This is a genomic window from Flavobacterium sp., assembly GCF_031423415.1.
Classification (GTDB): domain Bacteria; phylum Bacteroidota; class Bacteroidia; order Flavobacteriales; family Flavobacteriaceae; genus Flavobacterium.
This window is the reverse complement of the sequence record NZ_JANPFL010000053.1, coordinates 1-14,767: the sequence shown is the minus strand read 5'-3', so window position 1 is coordinate 14,767 and position 14,767 is coordinate 1. Positions and strand designations below refer to the sequence as shown.

The window sequence follows — 14,767 nt, the reverse complement described above, 5'->3', positions numbered from 1 at the left end:
ATTATGAAAAAAATTATTCTACTATTAGCGGTTGTTTCCCAGCTCGTAATCTCTTGTTCGAGCAGTGGTGGCACAGATGAACCTACTGTACAAGACCTAAATGATCAAATCGCAGCGATTGTAAAGCAGCCGTATTCTAATTTAACTCCTGCTCAACAAAAAGTAAAATTGGAAGCAGAAGCCAATGATATGCTTACTCAGATGGATAAGTCGAAAACATCAGGAGCAATTGAAGCAATGCAAAATCTTGAAAATTTATTAAGCATTGGCTCTATTGATTTATTTAACGGTAAAAACGATAACCAAATAGAGGATATTCTAAATGTTTCAGGAGTTTATGCAATATATACTTGGAATCGTTCAAAACAAGACTGGGTTAAAACAAGCTCAACATCTGAGTTAAAATTTGTATTTCCTGCAAAGAAAAATTTAACATCAAACAACGCTTCTTTTTCTTCTAAAGGTATTTCTTCAAACATAAAAGTTGAAATTGAAGACAGTTATAACTGGCAGACAGGAGCTGTTATAAACGACTCATTTTATTTGCCAACTTCTGTTGATGCCGTTTTAACTATTGATAATGCACAAGCCGCTACTTTTGCTGCAAATGCAAAATACACTGGTACGGTAGAAGCTCCTGATGAAGCTAGTTTTAAAATGGTTTTGAACGACGGATATTCTTATGAAATTAGTGGAGGTAAAAAAGCAACCGCAAATTTTGCAAAATCATCTTTTAGTTACAATGGTAAAAATTTAATATCATTTACCGCCGGAAGTACTGCCGACATTGATGCCTTAATAAACGATGATAGTCTTATTCAATACCAAGGTAAGGCAAATGGTTTAGTTCAAATCATGGACAACTTTCTAATTGTTGCCGATATGGATATTGCAACGCAAACTAAAGACGATCAAGCTTTAGAAGCAAGTTTAGTTTACCCTAACTATCCCGATTACGACAGTCCAACTGCTAATTTCAAAGCATATTACACAGCTCAAAACACATACAATAAAAATTATTCTGAAGGCAATGTTCTTAATTCAAATAAAAATATTAAACTAATTTTAGTATCCAAAAAAGACGGAACCAAGATTGCTGACGTTGTTAGCCATTCAGAAAAAGGAGATAGCTATGACACTGAACTACCAGTTTGGATTAAAAACTCAAATTATACGAATGGTGGCTATTGGACAAATAATGGTAATGGCGAAATAATTACTGTTCAATATTACGATACAGTGCTCTACCTGAAATTCAATGACAATACTGAAGTGGAAATGAGTGCTTACTTTTCAACAGGATTTGATACTTTGGAAACCAAGTTTGAAGATTTCTTAAAAGCTTTTGAAAGAAATTAAAACTAAAAAAACCATTTCAATAAGGTCAATCTATAAATTATTAAGATTGACCTTATTTTTTTGGAGGTGTTCTAACCGTTATTGTGCTTTGTCCATATCCCGCCCAAATACCAATTCCACCATTAATGTTTGATTTCAGACTTGTATTCGATGGATAAATAGGGTTTCTGCTATTTACAATTTCGTTTTGCCAACTATTCCAGAAATCAAGCGCATCTTTATTCATAGTTCTTAATTTCACGAAAATCAAATCGCCATCTGTAAAATACGGCTTGTATTTAGTTTTAGGAAAGATCAGTACACCTCTGTTTATCTGCATTGAAATTTTAGGCGAATCAAAATTTTTATCATCCAAATTCCCATAAAAAGCTGGTACAAAAATAGGTTCTTGACCTGCTAATCTTGTTGCTATTTGATAATAGTTTTTTTCATTCACAGGGTCGTCAAATTTCACAAAAATATATCCTGTGGTATCTGCGACATTATTTTTTATATATTCTGCACTCTTAAGAGCTACTGCACTAGGAATTGTTGTTGTAGCTGATACAATTCTGTTTAAATATTCTATTTTTAAGGTATAAGTTTTACCTTCTTCGCCAATAATTTCAGAACCATAATATACGAATGGTGGCAATCTGTCTTTATCATTTTTAACTTTCAGAACCTCTACATTTTGCCCATCAGAAACAGTAACCCTTGCAGATCGTATGGCGTGGTCAAAAACATTAGTGGAATCAATAACCTCAGTTACAGGAATACTACTAGACAATATTAGCTGAGGCACATCGCCCTCTTCAATCCAACCCTCAACAACTATCTTCGATTCAAGTTTAATTTCAGTACTAAAATCATCATTATTGCAGCTAATTGCTATTATTGTCAAAAGAAATAAACAACTATTTTTCATCTTTTAATATTTAAATCTCCAACTTATTGAAGGAAGAATTTTGTATAAATACTTCTTTTCAGTTTCTACAATTACACTTTGTTTGTCTTCATTGACTTTTACATTCAAAACATTATAAATGGGGTTTTCAATATTGAATGTATTGTAAATGGAAAAATTTAAAGCACTTTCTTTTTTAGTACTTTTTATAAAAAAATAATTTACAGACAAATCAGTTCGAATATAATTAGGTATTTGAGCATTGTTGTATTCCGCATATTCTTTGACAGGATTATTATTTATAAAGTACCACGATGTAGGCATTGTAAACCGATTTCCTGAGCTAAAAATCTGGGTAAATCCAATATTCCATTTTAGATTCAAATCATACATTCCGACAATTGCTACATTGTGACGTCTATCGTATTTTGCAAAATAAGTGTTGCCATTATTAATCTCTTCAAAATTCCTATTAGACCAACTCAGTGTATAACTCAACCATCCTTTAAACTTTCCATTAGTCTTACGAAGCATCATTTCAAATCCGTACGCCGTTCCATTTCCTACTAACAAGTCCTCTTTCAATGTTGAAATCTCATTAAACTGAGCAACTCCAAAAGGATATTCCGATAAGTTTTTCATTGAACGATAAAACCCTCCAAATGAAGTTGTAATATTTTTTGTTATAGTTTGGTTTGAACCAATAGAAAATTCATCAGATGTTTGTGGAGAAATTCCTTCAGAACTTGCGATCCAAAAATCCGTTGGAATACCTACACTCGACGTTGTAATTAAACTCAAATATTGATTTTGCCTATTATAAGAAGTATAAAAAGAGTGATTTTTATTCAGATAATAATTTAATATTATGCGAGGTTGTAAATGCAAATATGAATTTGACTGTAAACCTGAACTGTAATAATTTATTCTCAATCCTAACTCTGCAAACAAACAATCAGACAATTTTGGTTTAGCGGTTACAAAAATAGCAACCTCATTTGCTTCAATGTCATTGTTTTGCTCTGTAATTTTACTTGGAATTAGACTTTCAACTTGAATTTCTTGTGGTTGCAATTTATGAAAAGTATAGTGCAACCCTGATTCAAATGGAATTTCCTTAACCATAAACCGAACCGAATTTGCGAACCCAAAATCCTTTACATAAGAAGATATCCCCAACTGAACAGTAGCTTGTTGCATCGCTAAATTATTGTTATATTGTGTATAATAAAGCGCATTTGACATACTCGTTTTTGGAGATAATTTAGAAATCAATGTAGGCGAAAAGGTGAAGTTTTGCCATTGCAAATTAGTTTTTAAAGCAATATTGGCATCTTCAATTTTCAATTTATCGGCACTAATAAAAGCATCTACAACTACCGAATTATTTTTTGAAATCTCTGTAATAAAGGTCAAATTACCATCCGTAAACCCATATTTCATATCTTGGACATCACTTGTTTTTGAAAACGAATTTAATATTGGAGCCACCACTTCATCAATATAAGTTTTCCTGCCAGATATAAAAAGCCCTGATTTTTTGCCAAGGGGAACCGCTAAAGTAATCTGAGATGCCAGCAGTCCAATGTTCCCTTGAACCGTTAATTGCGAAGGTGTTTTTTTATTAGGAATCAATAATGTTGTAGAACTCAGTCGCCCTCCATATTTTGAGTTGGAACTTGATTTATCAAATTCAACTTCTTGTATATGGTCTGCATTGTAAAAAGGAAAAAAACCTAGCAAATGTGACATACCATAAATTGGAGTTCCGCCATATAGAATTAAATTATGCCCTGGGTCACCGCCTCGTACATACAAATATCCGTTTGCATCTCCCGAATTTTGGACTCCTGGTGTTAATTGCAAAAGTTTTATTATGTCAGTCGTCCCTAAAATAGTAGGTACAGAAGTCAATTCTTTTAGATTAAAAGACAATTTCCCTCCTGATAGTGATGTAATAGGACTCTTTTTATTGTTGGAAACTACAACTTCCTTCAAAAGCGAACCTTCTTTTTCTAATACAATCGAAAGTATCGTGTCGTTTTTTAAAGAAAAACTCAACTCTTTCTTTTTATACCCAAAATGATTAATTTTCAAGCTAACTAATCCTGCTTTATGATTTGTAGTAAAAACACCTAAAGAGTCCGTTACCGTATAGGAACTATCTTTATTTATGTCAAAAGTGACAGTAACTCCAACTACATTCAAATCTTCGTTTGACTTCACCTTTCCAAATATTCTAATACTTGATTGTCCAAACAAGTTGGAATAACAAAGTAAAAAAAGCAAAATAATTAATCTCAAAAGTTAAGTTTTTAATACGAAAAATGCTAAAGTAAACAATTCTAAACCAATACCATTGGGCTAAAACTCTTTTAATTTACTTTTTTAGAGTACTATCATTTCAGTTTCTGCAAATACATATTAACCACATTATCTAATCCGAGATAAATGGCTTCGGAAATCAGTGCGTGACCAATAGAAACCTCCAATAATCCTGGAATGTTTTGATAAAAAAATTGAATATTATCTAAACTCAAATCGTGTCCCGCATTGATTCCCAAGCCCAAGTCATTGGCCAAAACCGCTGATTTTACATAAGAATCAATCCCTTTTTTGTTTCCCAAACCATATTGATGTGCAAAAGCTTCGGTATACAATTCGATTCTTTCGGTTCCAATAATTTTGGCGCCTTCAATCATTTCTAAAACGGGATCTACAAAAATAGAAGTCCTAATGCCGTTTCGTTGAAATTCCTGAACAATTTCAGTTAGAAAATCCTTATGTTTTATGGTGTCCCAACCCGCATTTGAGGTTAAGTTGTCATTTGCATCAGGAACCAAAGTTACTTGTGTTGGATTTATTTCTAAAACTAAATCTATAAACGACCGTTCTAAAGGATTTCCTTCGATATTGTATTCGGTGTACACAATCGATTTCAAATCTCGAGCATCTTGATACCGAATATGTCTTTCGTCAGGTCTTGGATGAATGGTTATTCCTTGTCCTCCAAATTTTTGAATATCAATAGCTACTTTTAATAAATCCGGAACATTTCCTCCACGAGCATTTCGCAAAGTGGCTATTTTATTGATGTTTACACTTAATTTTGTCATTGTTTTGTTATTGTGAGACACGAAGCAATTACATTGTCTTTGTATCAATTTATAATTTTGCAAAAATACAAAGTTAAATTTAGGGGTTTTTGTATTATTTTGATTATTTTGCATCAAATATTTAGGATTGACTTATGACTGAGATTACAAACTATATTACTAATGATTATAAAGCGATTGACAGTAATGAAACTATTTCTACTGTACAAGACTTTTTTGAAGAGTTACCTTTTTCCCATTTTCCAGTGGTTGAAGAAGGAATTTATATTGGTAGCATAGCTTCTGACGATATAGAAACATTCGATAGTTTCAAAAAAGTTTTGGATTATAAATACTCTCTTGAAGGTTTTTTTGCCAAAGAAAATATGATTTGGCTAGATGTTTTAGAAGTTTTTGCTAAAAATCATTCTAATTTAGTTCCTGTTTTGAACGAGAAAAACAATTATTTGGGTTATTATGAAATAAGAGATATTCTGAATTTTTTTCACGAAACTCCTTTTTTACAAGAATCTGGCGGAATACTTGTGGTCAAAAAAAATACCTTAGCGTATTCAATCGGAGAAATCACGCAAATCATTGAAAGTAATAATGGCAAAATATTAGGTTTATTTGTGTCAGAAGCCGATTCTGATAGCACGCAAGTAACCATAAAAATAAGTTTAGGGGTAATGAACGAAATTATTCAATCTTTTAGAAGGTACAACTATGAAATTATTTCAGAACATTATGAAGACAATTACATCAACACATTAAAAGAACGCTCCGATTATTTAGACAAATATCTTAATATCTAATAAATGAAAGTAGCAATTTACGGTCAATACTATCAAAACAGTACAGAACCCATCATAAAAGATATTTTCGCTTTCTTGATTAAGAATAATGTAGAGATAATTATCGAATCTAATTTTCTCGAAATCTTATTCGAAAAAAATCTTATTTTAAAAGACTACCCAACTTTCGAATCACATACCGAATTAGACAGCAGTTTTGATATCCTAATTAGCATTGGAGGAGACGGAACAATTTTGAGAGCAGCAACCTTAGTAAGAGATTCTGGAGTTCCTATATTAGGAATAAATGCGGGTCGCTTGGGATTTTTAGCAACCGTTCAAAAAGACAATATTGCTGAATTTTTGCAGCTTATTATTGATAAAAAGTATTCCATATCTAAAAGAACCTTGCTCAGTTTGTCTTGTTTGCCAGAAAACGAAGCCATTAAAGATTTGAATTTTGCCATAAATGAAATTTCTGTAAGCCGAAAAGAAACCACATCGATGATAACCATCGAAACGTATTTGAACAACGAATATCTGAATTCCTATTGGGCTGACGGCCTCATTATAGCCACGCCAACAGGTTCTACAGGATATTCTATGAGTTGTGGAGGACCAATTTTGACTCCAAATGTGCAAAGTTTCGTAATAACCCCAATTGCTCCGCATAATCTAAATGCACGGCCACTTGTTGTAACGGATGAAACAGAAATTAGACTCAAAGTTTCTGGTAGAGACGACCATTATTTAGTTTCTTTGGATTCAAGATTATTTTCTGTTACTAATGATACCATTTTATGCATTAAAAAATCTCCCTTTGAAATAAATATGGTAGAAATCCCAGATGCAACCTTCTTGAAAACATTGCGAAACAAGTTGTTTTGGGGTGAAGATCGCAGAAATTAAATCAAATTAGCTCCACTTCATACAATATTTCGTTTTTTCCCGTTTCTCTACTTGAGAGTACTTAATTTCCAAATAATTTTAGTTTCAATTATTCAATAAGATAGACAATGAGTGTCAATTGGCGTTGATAATTACTATATTTGCACGCAATTTTAATTAAATGTATAAATTTTTCAATCTAATTTTGTTGCTATTCATGTTTTCAATGAACGCTCAAATTCATGAGGTCGGTCTTTTCGTTGGCGGAAGTAATTTCATTGGCGACGTTGGTTCAACCAAATATATTGCTCCAAACGAACCTGCGATCGGAATATTATACAAATGGAATAAAAACCCCAGACTTGCGTACAGATTTTCACTAAATAGCGCCAATTATTCAGTAAATGACCTTGATTCTAATGAACCAAGTAGAAATCAAAGAAAATATCAATTTAGAAATAATATAAAAGAAGTATCTTTAGGCATTGAATTTAATTTTTTTGATTTTAATTTGCACGAAGTAAAAAGGAAATATACGCCTTATGTTCATTCGGGATTAAGTTATTTGAGATTTCGTGATTCCTACTTAGATTCTAATATAGTTATGATGCAGGAGACAACAAGTACGTTCGCCATTCCTATAACGTTGGGAGTAAAATCGAATGTTTCGCCACACGTGATTTTAGCTTTAGAAGTTGGCGCCAGATATACTTTTACGGATAATTTAGACGGTAGTAATCCAAAGAATGAAAGTTTTAAAAAATTTGGGAATATAAATAATAATGATTGGTATGTTTTTTCAGGAGTAACGCTTACATACACTTTCGGAAATAAACCCTGCTATTGCGCGGAATAATAAAATGGATTTAAAAAATAAAATAGACTTAACCAATTTACCCAAACATTTAGCCATAATAATGGATGGCAATGGTCGTTGGGCAAAAAAACAGGGGCTTTTAAGATCTCTTGGTCACGAAAGCGGGAGTAAATCTGTTATAGAAACGGTAAAACACTGTTCAAGACTAGGAATTGGAAACCTTACACTCTATGCGTTTTCGACTGAAAACTGGAATAGACCAAAAATTGAAGTGGAAACTTTAATGAAAATATTGGTACGATTATTAAAGAGAGAACTTAAAACCCTTCAGGAAAACAATACGAGATTTAATGCTATAGGCAATTTAGAAAAATTACCTAAATCTGCACACAATGAGCTTCTAGAGGTAATCGATAAAACCAAGAACAATTCTGGAATGACCTTAACTCTAGCATTAAGTTATGGATCAAGAGAGGAAATTGTAAATGCTGTAAGAAACATTTGCGATAAAGTTAAAAATAATATAATTTCAATAGACGATATTGACGATTCAATTATAAATGAGCATCTTTACACGCGAAATTTACCGGAGGTAGATTTATTAATAAGAACAAGTGGAGAGCATAGAATAAGTAATTTTTTATTATGGCAAATTGCTTACGCAGAGTTATATTTTACTGATGTATTATGGCCAGACTTTAAAGAACAAGATTTGTATGAGGCTATCATTAGTTATCAAAAAAGAGAGCGTAGATTTGGAAAAACAAGTGAACAAGTTAAATAATTTTTTAGTGTTACAAAAAAGCATAAAGATACTCATAGGCCTATTGATTTTTGGAAGTTTTTCACAAATTAAAGCCCAAGAACGAGTACCATTCGACCAAGGAAAAACATACATACTAGCTAAAGTTGATATAGTTGGAAAAATAAGTTTTAATGCTAATACCGTAACTACATTTGCAGGTCTCGAAAAAGGTCAAGAAATAACAGTTCCAGGCGAACAAATAAGTAACGCCATCAAAAAATTGGGAAAACTCGGGCTTTTTGATGAAATTTCGTTTTACATAAATAAAATTGAAAAAGACAGTATTTACCTTGATTTATATGTGGAAGAATTACCCAAATTAAACGAAGTAAAATTTGTTGGCATCAGTAAAAGTAAGATTGAAGGATTAATCAAAGACAATAGTCTAACAAAAGAAAAAGTTGTAAATGAAAATTTAATCACTACGACAAAATATTACATTGAAAATAAATATAAAAAAGACGGCTTTTACAATACCAAAGTAACCATAAATACCGTTATTGATACTGCTCAAATAAACCACGTAAACATGGTCGTGAAAATTGATAAAGGATCAAAAGTCAAAATTAAGAATATAGTATTTGAAGGAAATACTAAAATAAAGTCAAAAACCCTACGTGGGTCAATGAAAGATACAAAGCAGAAAAAATTGCTAACGCTTAAATCGTCCAAATATATTCAAGCAAAATTTGATGAAGATTTGGATAAAGTAATTGCTGCATACAAAGAAAAAGGGTATCGAGACGCCAGAATTCTTTCTGATTCTGTCGCTTACAATAAAGATTTAAAGGCTTTGATGATAAAAATAAAAGTTGAAGAAGGCAACAAATATCGTTTTGGAAACATTAAATTCCTCGGAAACACTGTATATTCTGATGAAGGTCTTCTTTCTATGCTAGGCATCAAAAAAGGAGATACTTATAATGGTGTTCTTTTAGAAAAAAGAATCGCAGATAAGTCAAAACCTGATGGCGATGATATTACCAATTTATATCAAAATAACGGGTATTTGTTTTCCACCATTAATGCCGTTGAAACAAAAACAGCCAACGATTCAATTGATTTTGAAATTAGAATAACAGAAGGACCGATTGCGTATTTCAACAAAATTACTGTAACAGGAAATGATAAAACCAATGACCACGTAATCTACCGAGAATTAAGAACTAAACCGGGCGAAAAATACAATAAAGATTTACTCATTAGAACAATTCGTGAAATTGGACAATTAGGATTTTTTGATCCTGAATCAATTGAACCAAAATTTAAAAACGTAGATGCGGCTGCGGGAACTGTTGATATTGAATATCCGCTGACCGAAAAAGGAGCTAGTCAAATAGAATTGCAAGGTGGTTATGGCGGTGGTGGTTTCATTGGAACTTTAGGATTGTCATTTAATAACTTCTCTGCCAGGAATTTGTTCAAAAAAGAATACTACAAACCTCTTCCGATGGGTGATGGTCAAAAAGTATCTCTAAGACTGCAAGCAAGTTCTTTCTTTAGAACTTATAGTCTTTCGTTTTCAGAGCCTTGGTTTGGAAAAAGAAAACCCGTACAATTAAACACATCAATCTCTTATACTCAGCAGTATTTTAACAACTTTCAAACTCAAAGCGTTGACAGAAGCAGAAGTTTTAATATCTTAACTTTATCCGCAGGTATTTATAAAAGACTTACTGTACCGGATGATTACTTCGGATTATCACAAACCATTAGTTACCAGCACTACGACTTAAACAACTATAATACTGGTTTATTCACATTTGGCGATGGAGCTTCCAGAAATTTAGCCTACACCATAGGGTTTTCGCGAAGTAATAAAGGAATCAATCCAATATTTCCAATATATGGCGCAGAATTTAGTCTAACAGGAAAATTTACACTTCCTTATTCCTTATTTAATGGAGTAGATTACGGTACCCTAGGCGATCAAAAGGAGTATAAATATATCTATTCTGGACCATCCTACACAGGAAACAATGGCATTAGAGTAAATAGCGGTGATTACGTAGAGACAATCCCAAGCCAAATTAATCCAACGCCAAATAGTGTAGCAGATTATAAAGATGCTGCTGCTGACCCAGCAAAAGTCGATCAAAAAAAATACAATTGGCTAGAATATTACAAACTTAAATTTAGAGCTGATTGGTACACAAAAATAGTTGGGTCTAATAAGAGTCCATTAGTATTGCGTTCTTTGGTTGAATTTGGATTTTTAGGAGCCTATAATCAACAAAGAGGAATTATTCCTTTTGAAAGATTCTTTTTAGGAGGTGACGGGATGCAAAATTTTGCAATGGACGGTAGAGAGGTTATTGGCTTGAGAGGATATCCAAATGGATCATTAACACCTGTCAGCGCAACTGGTGAATCAAATGGCGCCAACATTTATAATAAGTTTTCATTAGAATTGAGATATCCTATAACATTAAAGGCGGCTGCGTCAATATATGCGCTAACATTTTTAGAAGCAGGGTCTTCGTTTGATACCTTCAAAAATTACAACCCATTTGCTTTAAGCCGTTCTGCTGGAGCTGGATTAAGGGTGTTTATGCCAGCATTTGGATTATTAGGAATCGATTTTGGATATGGATTTGATGGATTGCCATTGCCTGGAGGTCTATTAGCTCCAAAAGCAAATGGCTGGGAAACACATTTCATAATAGGACAACAATTTTAATAGTTTGATATAAATTTTTCTAACACATCATCGTTATGAGAAAAGAATTTTTATTTATATTCGTAGCCTTTGCTTTAGCACATACAGTTCAGGCGCAAACTAAAGGCACTAAAGTGGGCTATATTGATATGGAATACATTTTGCAAAATGTACCCGCTTACACTGAAGCGCAAAACCAATTAGAACAAAAAGCCCAGAAATGGAAGCAAGAAATTGAAACGAAAAAAAATGAAGTTAATAAACTAAAAGACGCTTTAAAAGCAGAAAAAGCCTTATTGACAAAAGGTCTTATTGATGAAAGAAATAGCGAGATTGTATTCCTTGAAAATGAAAATTTAGAATACCAACAGAAAAGATTTGGTCCAAACGGCGATTTGATGACGCAAAAAAATGCTTTAACAAAACCCATTCAAGACCAAGTATTTACTATGGTTCAAGATATAGCTGAAACCAAAAAATATGATTTTATTTTTGACAAAACGTCAGATATGACGATGCTTTTTGCAGCAAAAAGATTTGATATTAGCGAGCAAATAGTTCGTGCTCTAAACCGAACAGAAAAAAGAGAACAACTAACAAAAAAACAACTCAAAGAAGAAGAAGCTAGAGAAGCTAAACAAGAGGCAATCGCTGATAATCCGAACTTATCCGAAAAACAAAAAGCTTTAGAAACAAAAAAACTGGCAAGAGAAGCGGATATTGCGGCTAAAAAATTAGTGTTAGAAGAAAGGAAAAAAGCTGCCGAAGATAAAAAATTACAAATCATTGCAGATAAAGAAGCAAAAAAAAATGGAACCGCTCCTTCTTCTACAGCTAAAACCAAAACTTCATCAGACAACACTCTTGATAAAGAAGCTGCAGCAAACGCAGCAGCTGAAGCAAAACAAGCACAAGCAGATCAAAGAGCCGAAGCGCTTAGAATTAGACAACAAGCAGTTGAGGACAAGAAAAAAGCAGCAGAAGAAAGAAGGCAGCAAATTCTAGATGAAAGGGAAGCGAAAAAAATAGGTGCACTTCCTAAAACAACCGAAACTGATGATGCAACATCCAACCCAGATGCAAAAAGCGAAGCTGCTAAAACTGCAGCTACAGCAGCTGCCGAAGCAAAACAAAAACAGGCTGATGCTAGAGCAAAAACACTAGAAGACCGCAAAAAAGCGGTGGAAGAAAATAAAAAAGCACAAGAAGAAAAAAGAAAACAAGCTTTAGACGCAAAAAAAACTGGCACGGTTTCTGAGAATGTCGAAAAGGGAGATGAAAAAACTCCTACATCAGCTGAAAAAACAGAAACGGAAACAACTGATACAAAGGAAGCGACTGCTAAAACACCCGCAGAGGAAGCAAAACAAAAACAAGCTGAAGCTAGAGCAAAAGTAATTGCAGACAGAAATAAATCATTTGAAGAACGCAAAAAAGCTTTGGAAGAAAAAAAGAAAAAAATACTCGAAGATAGAGAAGCAGCCAATAAAACTAATGAAGAAAAATTAAAAACAATAAAAGAGAATACAAACAATAATTAATTAATATTTTAAAAAGATGAAACAAATCAAAACTTTACTAATTGCTGCAATACTTTTTTTAGTAGCTAGCCAAACAATTAATGCTCAAGCAAAAACAGCTCATGTTGACGTAAGCGACGTAATGACTAAGATGCCGGCAATGATTGATGCCCAAAAACAACTAGAAAAATTAAGCGCAACTTATGATGCAGATTACAAAAAAATGGCCGAAGAATTTAAAGCTAAATTGGCGAAATATGACGCCGAAGCAGCAACTGTTACTGATGCTGTAAATGCTGAACGTCAAAAAGAAGTTCAAGATATGCAAAAAAGAATTCAAGATTTTGGTCAAAACGCGCAAAAAGAATTGCAAACCAAACAAGAAGAAATAACAAAACCAATTTACGAAAAAGTAAGAACAGCAATCCAAAAAGTGGGTAAAGCGAAAGGTTTTCAATATGTTCTTGATGGTTCAACTCTTTTACTTGCTGACGGTCCTAACTTGACTGTAGATGTAAAAAAAGAACTAGGTTTCTAACATTTATAAATCTTCACATAAACGCTCAACTAATTTATTTGGTTGAGCGTTTTTTTTACCATCGATTTATAGGTTTTTAAAAAAGTTGCACCTAACTTTGTTACTATGATTAACAATAAACCCATCGGAATTTTTGACTCTGGTATTGGAGGAACCTCTATTTGGGCTGAAATTCATCAATTACTTCCCGACGAAAAAACAATCTATTTAGCCGATAGTAAAAATGCTCCTTACGGTCAAAAATCAAAAACAGAAATAATTGCGCTAAGTTGCAAAAATACCGAACTTTTGCTCGCAATGGACTGCAAATTAATTGTAGTGGCTTGCAATACTGCAACAACAAATGCAATTCAGGAATTAAGGAATAAATATAATGTTCCTTTTATTGGAATAGAGCCTGCGATAAAACCTGCCGCAACTCATTCGAAAACCCAAACTATAGGAATTCTAGCAACGCGAGGCACTTTAAATAGTGAACTTTTTAATAAAAATGTCGAAAAGTTTCACAACACAAAAATTATAGAGCAAATAGGTAACGGATTAGTACCCCTAATTGAAAATGGCAAAATTAATTCACCCCAAATGACAACTCTTCTTGAAGACTATCTCACACCAATGATTGATGCCAACATTGATTATCTCGTTTTAGGATGCAGTCATTACCCCTATTTGATTCCTCAAATTAAAAAAATTCTTCCACCTCATATTCAAATCATAGATTCGGGTGAAGCTGTGGCAAGACAAACTCAAAATGTTTTAAAGGAAAAAGTAGGATTGTCAAATCTAAAAAATAGGGAACCACTATTTTATACTAATTATGAACCTAAAGTGCTTTCTGAAATTTTAGGAAACCAATATGAAGTAATTGAAAAAAATTTTTAAGAACTAGATTATTCTTCCGTTTTGTACCAACTAGAATACATCACATAATTATTGGCTATGCGCTCAATTTCGCCTGCAAAATCAGATTGATCAATATCTTTTACCTTTTTTGCAGGAACTCCAGCATAAATACTTCCAGATTCAACGACCGTGTTTTGAGTGACAACAGCGCCTGCTGCAATTATAGAATTACTGTTAACAATACAATTATCCATAACAATTGCTCCCATTCCAATCAATACGTTGTCATGAACCGTACAACCGTGTACAATGGCATTATGACCAATTGAAACATTATTCCCTATAATTGTTGGATGTTTTTTATACGTACAATGAATAATTGCACCATCCTGAATATTAACTTTATTCCCTATTTTAATAAAATTGACGTCGCCTCTAATTACGGCGTTGAACCAGACACTACAGGAAGAACCAAAACTAACATCACCTACAATAGTAGCATTTTCGGCTACATAACAATCCTCAGGTATAGAGGGAGATTTTCCGTTTACAGACTTAATTAA

The 14,767-nt window shown here is 33.0% G+C and carries 13 protein-coding genes; 9 read left to right on the top strand and 4 right to left on the bottom strand.

The window, feature by feature from the left end; all coding sequences use genetic code 11:
- Nucleotides 1–3 precede the first annotated feature (3 nt).
- Complete coding sequence (locus tag RMO83_RS05340) at nt 4–1,359, top strand: hypothetical protein (RefSeq protein WP_310558644.1); 1,356 nt, start codon at nt 4–6, stop codon at nt 1,357–1,359.
- A 52-nt stretch (nt 1,360–1,411) separates the two neighbouring features.
- Here RMO83_RS05340 and RMO83_RS05335 read toward each other — a convergent pair whose 3' ends face one another.
- The 3 genes from RMO83_RS05335 to RMO83_RS05325 form a co-directional block, all read right to left on the bottom strand.
- Nucleotides 1,412–2,266 (bottom strand): DUF4249 domain-containing protein, encoded by an 855-nt coding sequence (locus RMO83_RS05335; protein WP_310558643.1) that lies wholly within the window; start codon nt 2,264–2,266, stop codon nt 1,412–1,414.
- A gap of 3 nt (nt 2,267–2,269) precedes the next feature.
- Complete coding sequence (locus tag RMO83_RS05330) at nt 2,270–4,549, bottom strand: TonB-dependent receptor (protein ID WP_310558642.1); 2,280 nt, start codon at nt 4,547–4,549, stop codon at nt 2,270–2,272.
- Between the two features lie 95 nt (nt 4,550–4,644).
- A complete protein-coding gene (locus RMO83_RS05325; protein WP_310558641.1) occupies nt 4,645–5,361 on the bottom strand; it encodes a pyridoxine 5'-phosphate synthase in 717 nt (238 codons plus the stop codon).
- A gap of 134 nt (nt 5,362–5,495) precedes the next feature.
- On the opposite strand from RMO83_RS05325, the gene RMO83_RS05320 reads away from it, so the two are divergent.
- From RMO83_RS05320 to murI, 8 genes are all read left to right on the top strand, one after another.
- Nucleotides 5,496–6,155, top strand: a complete 660-nt coding sequence (locus RMO83_RS05320) for a CBS domain-containing protein (protein ID WP_310558640.1) — start codon at nt 5,496–5,498, stop codon at nt 6,153–6,155.
- A 3-nt stretch (nt 6,156–6,158) separates the two neighbouring features.
- Nucleotides 6,159–7,043 carry an NAD kinase gene (locus tag RMO83_RS05315; protein ID WP_310558639.1) on the top strand — a complete coding sequence of 295 codons (885 nt, stop codon included), beginning with the start codon at nt 6,159–6,161 and terminating at the stop codon, nt 7,041–7,043.
- A 160-nt stretch (nt 7,044–7,203) separates the two neighbouring features.
- Nucleotides 7,204–7,878, top strand: coding sequence for a DUF6089 family protein (locus tag RMO83_RS05310; protein ID WP_310558638.1), 675 nt, complete (start codon nt 7,204–7,206; stop codon nt 7,876–7,878).
- Between the two features lie 4 nt (nt 7,879–7,882).
- Complete coding sequence (locus tag RMO83_RS05305) at nt 7,883–8,623, top strand: isoprenyl transferase (RefSeq protein ID WP_310558637.1); 741 nt, start codon at nt 7,883–7,885, stop codon at nt 8,621–8,623.
- The gene (locus tag RMO83_RS05300; RefSeq protein ID WP_310558636.1) at nt 8,556–11,324 is read left to right on the top strand and encodes a POTRA domain-containing protein; all 2,769 of its coding nucleotides are present in this window, start codon (nt 8,556–8,558) and stop codon (nt 11,322–11,324) included. The genes RMO83_RS05305 and RMO83_RS05300 overlap by 68 nt, the downstream gene beginning before the upstream one ends.
- Nucleotides 11,325–11,359: 35 nt before the next feature.
- Nucleotides 11,360–12,844, top strand: a complete 1,485-nt coding sequence (locus RMO83_RS05295; protein WP_310558635.1) for an OmpH family outer membrane protein — start codon at nt 11,360–11,362, stop codon at nt 12,842–12,844.
- Nucleotides 12,845–12,860: 16 nt separating this feature from the next.
- Nucleotides 12,861–13,361: an OmpH family outer membrane protein gene (locus RMO83_RS05290; protein WP_310558634.1), complete on the top strand. Its 501-nt coding sequence runs from the start codon at nt 12,861–12,863 to the stop codon at nt 13,359–13,361.
- A 105-nt stretch (nt 13,362–13,466) separates the two neighbouring features.
- Nucleotides 13,467–14,243: a glutamate racemase gene (murI, locus tag RMO83_RS05285; protein ID WP_310558633.1), complete on the top strand. Its 777-nt coding sequence runs from the start codon at nt 13,467–13,469 to the stop codon at nt 14,241–14,243.
- An 8-nt stretch (nt 14,244–14,251) separates the two neighbouring features.
- Here the strand turns inward: murI and RMO83_RS05280 are convergent.
- On the bottom strand, nt 14,252–14,767 hold a 516-nt coding region (locus tag RMO83_RS05280), incomplete at its 5' end, for a gamma carbonic anhydrase family protein (protein WP_310558632.1).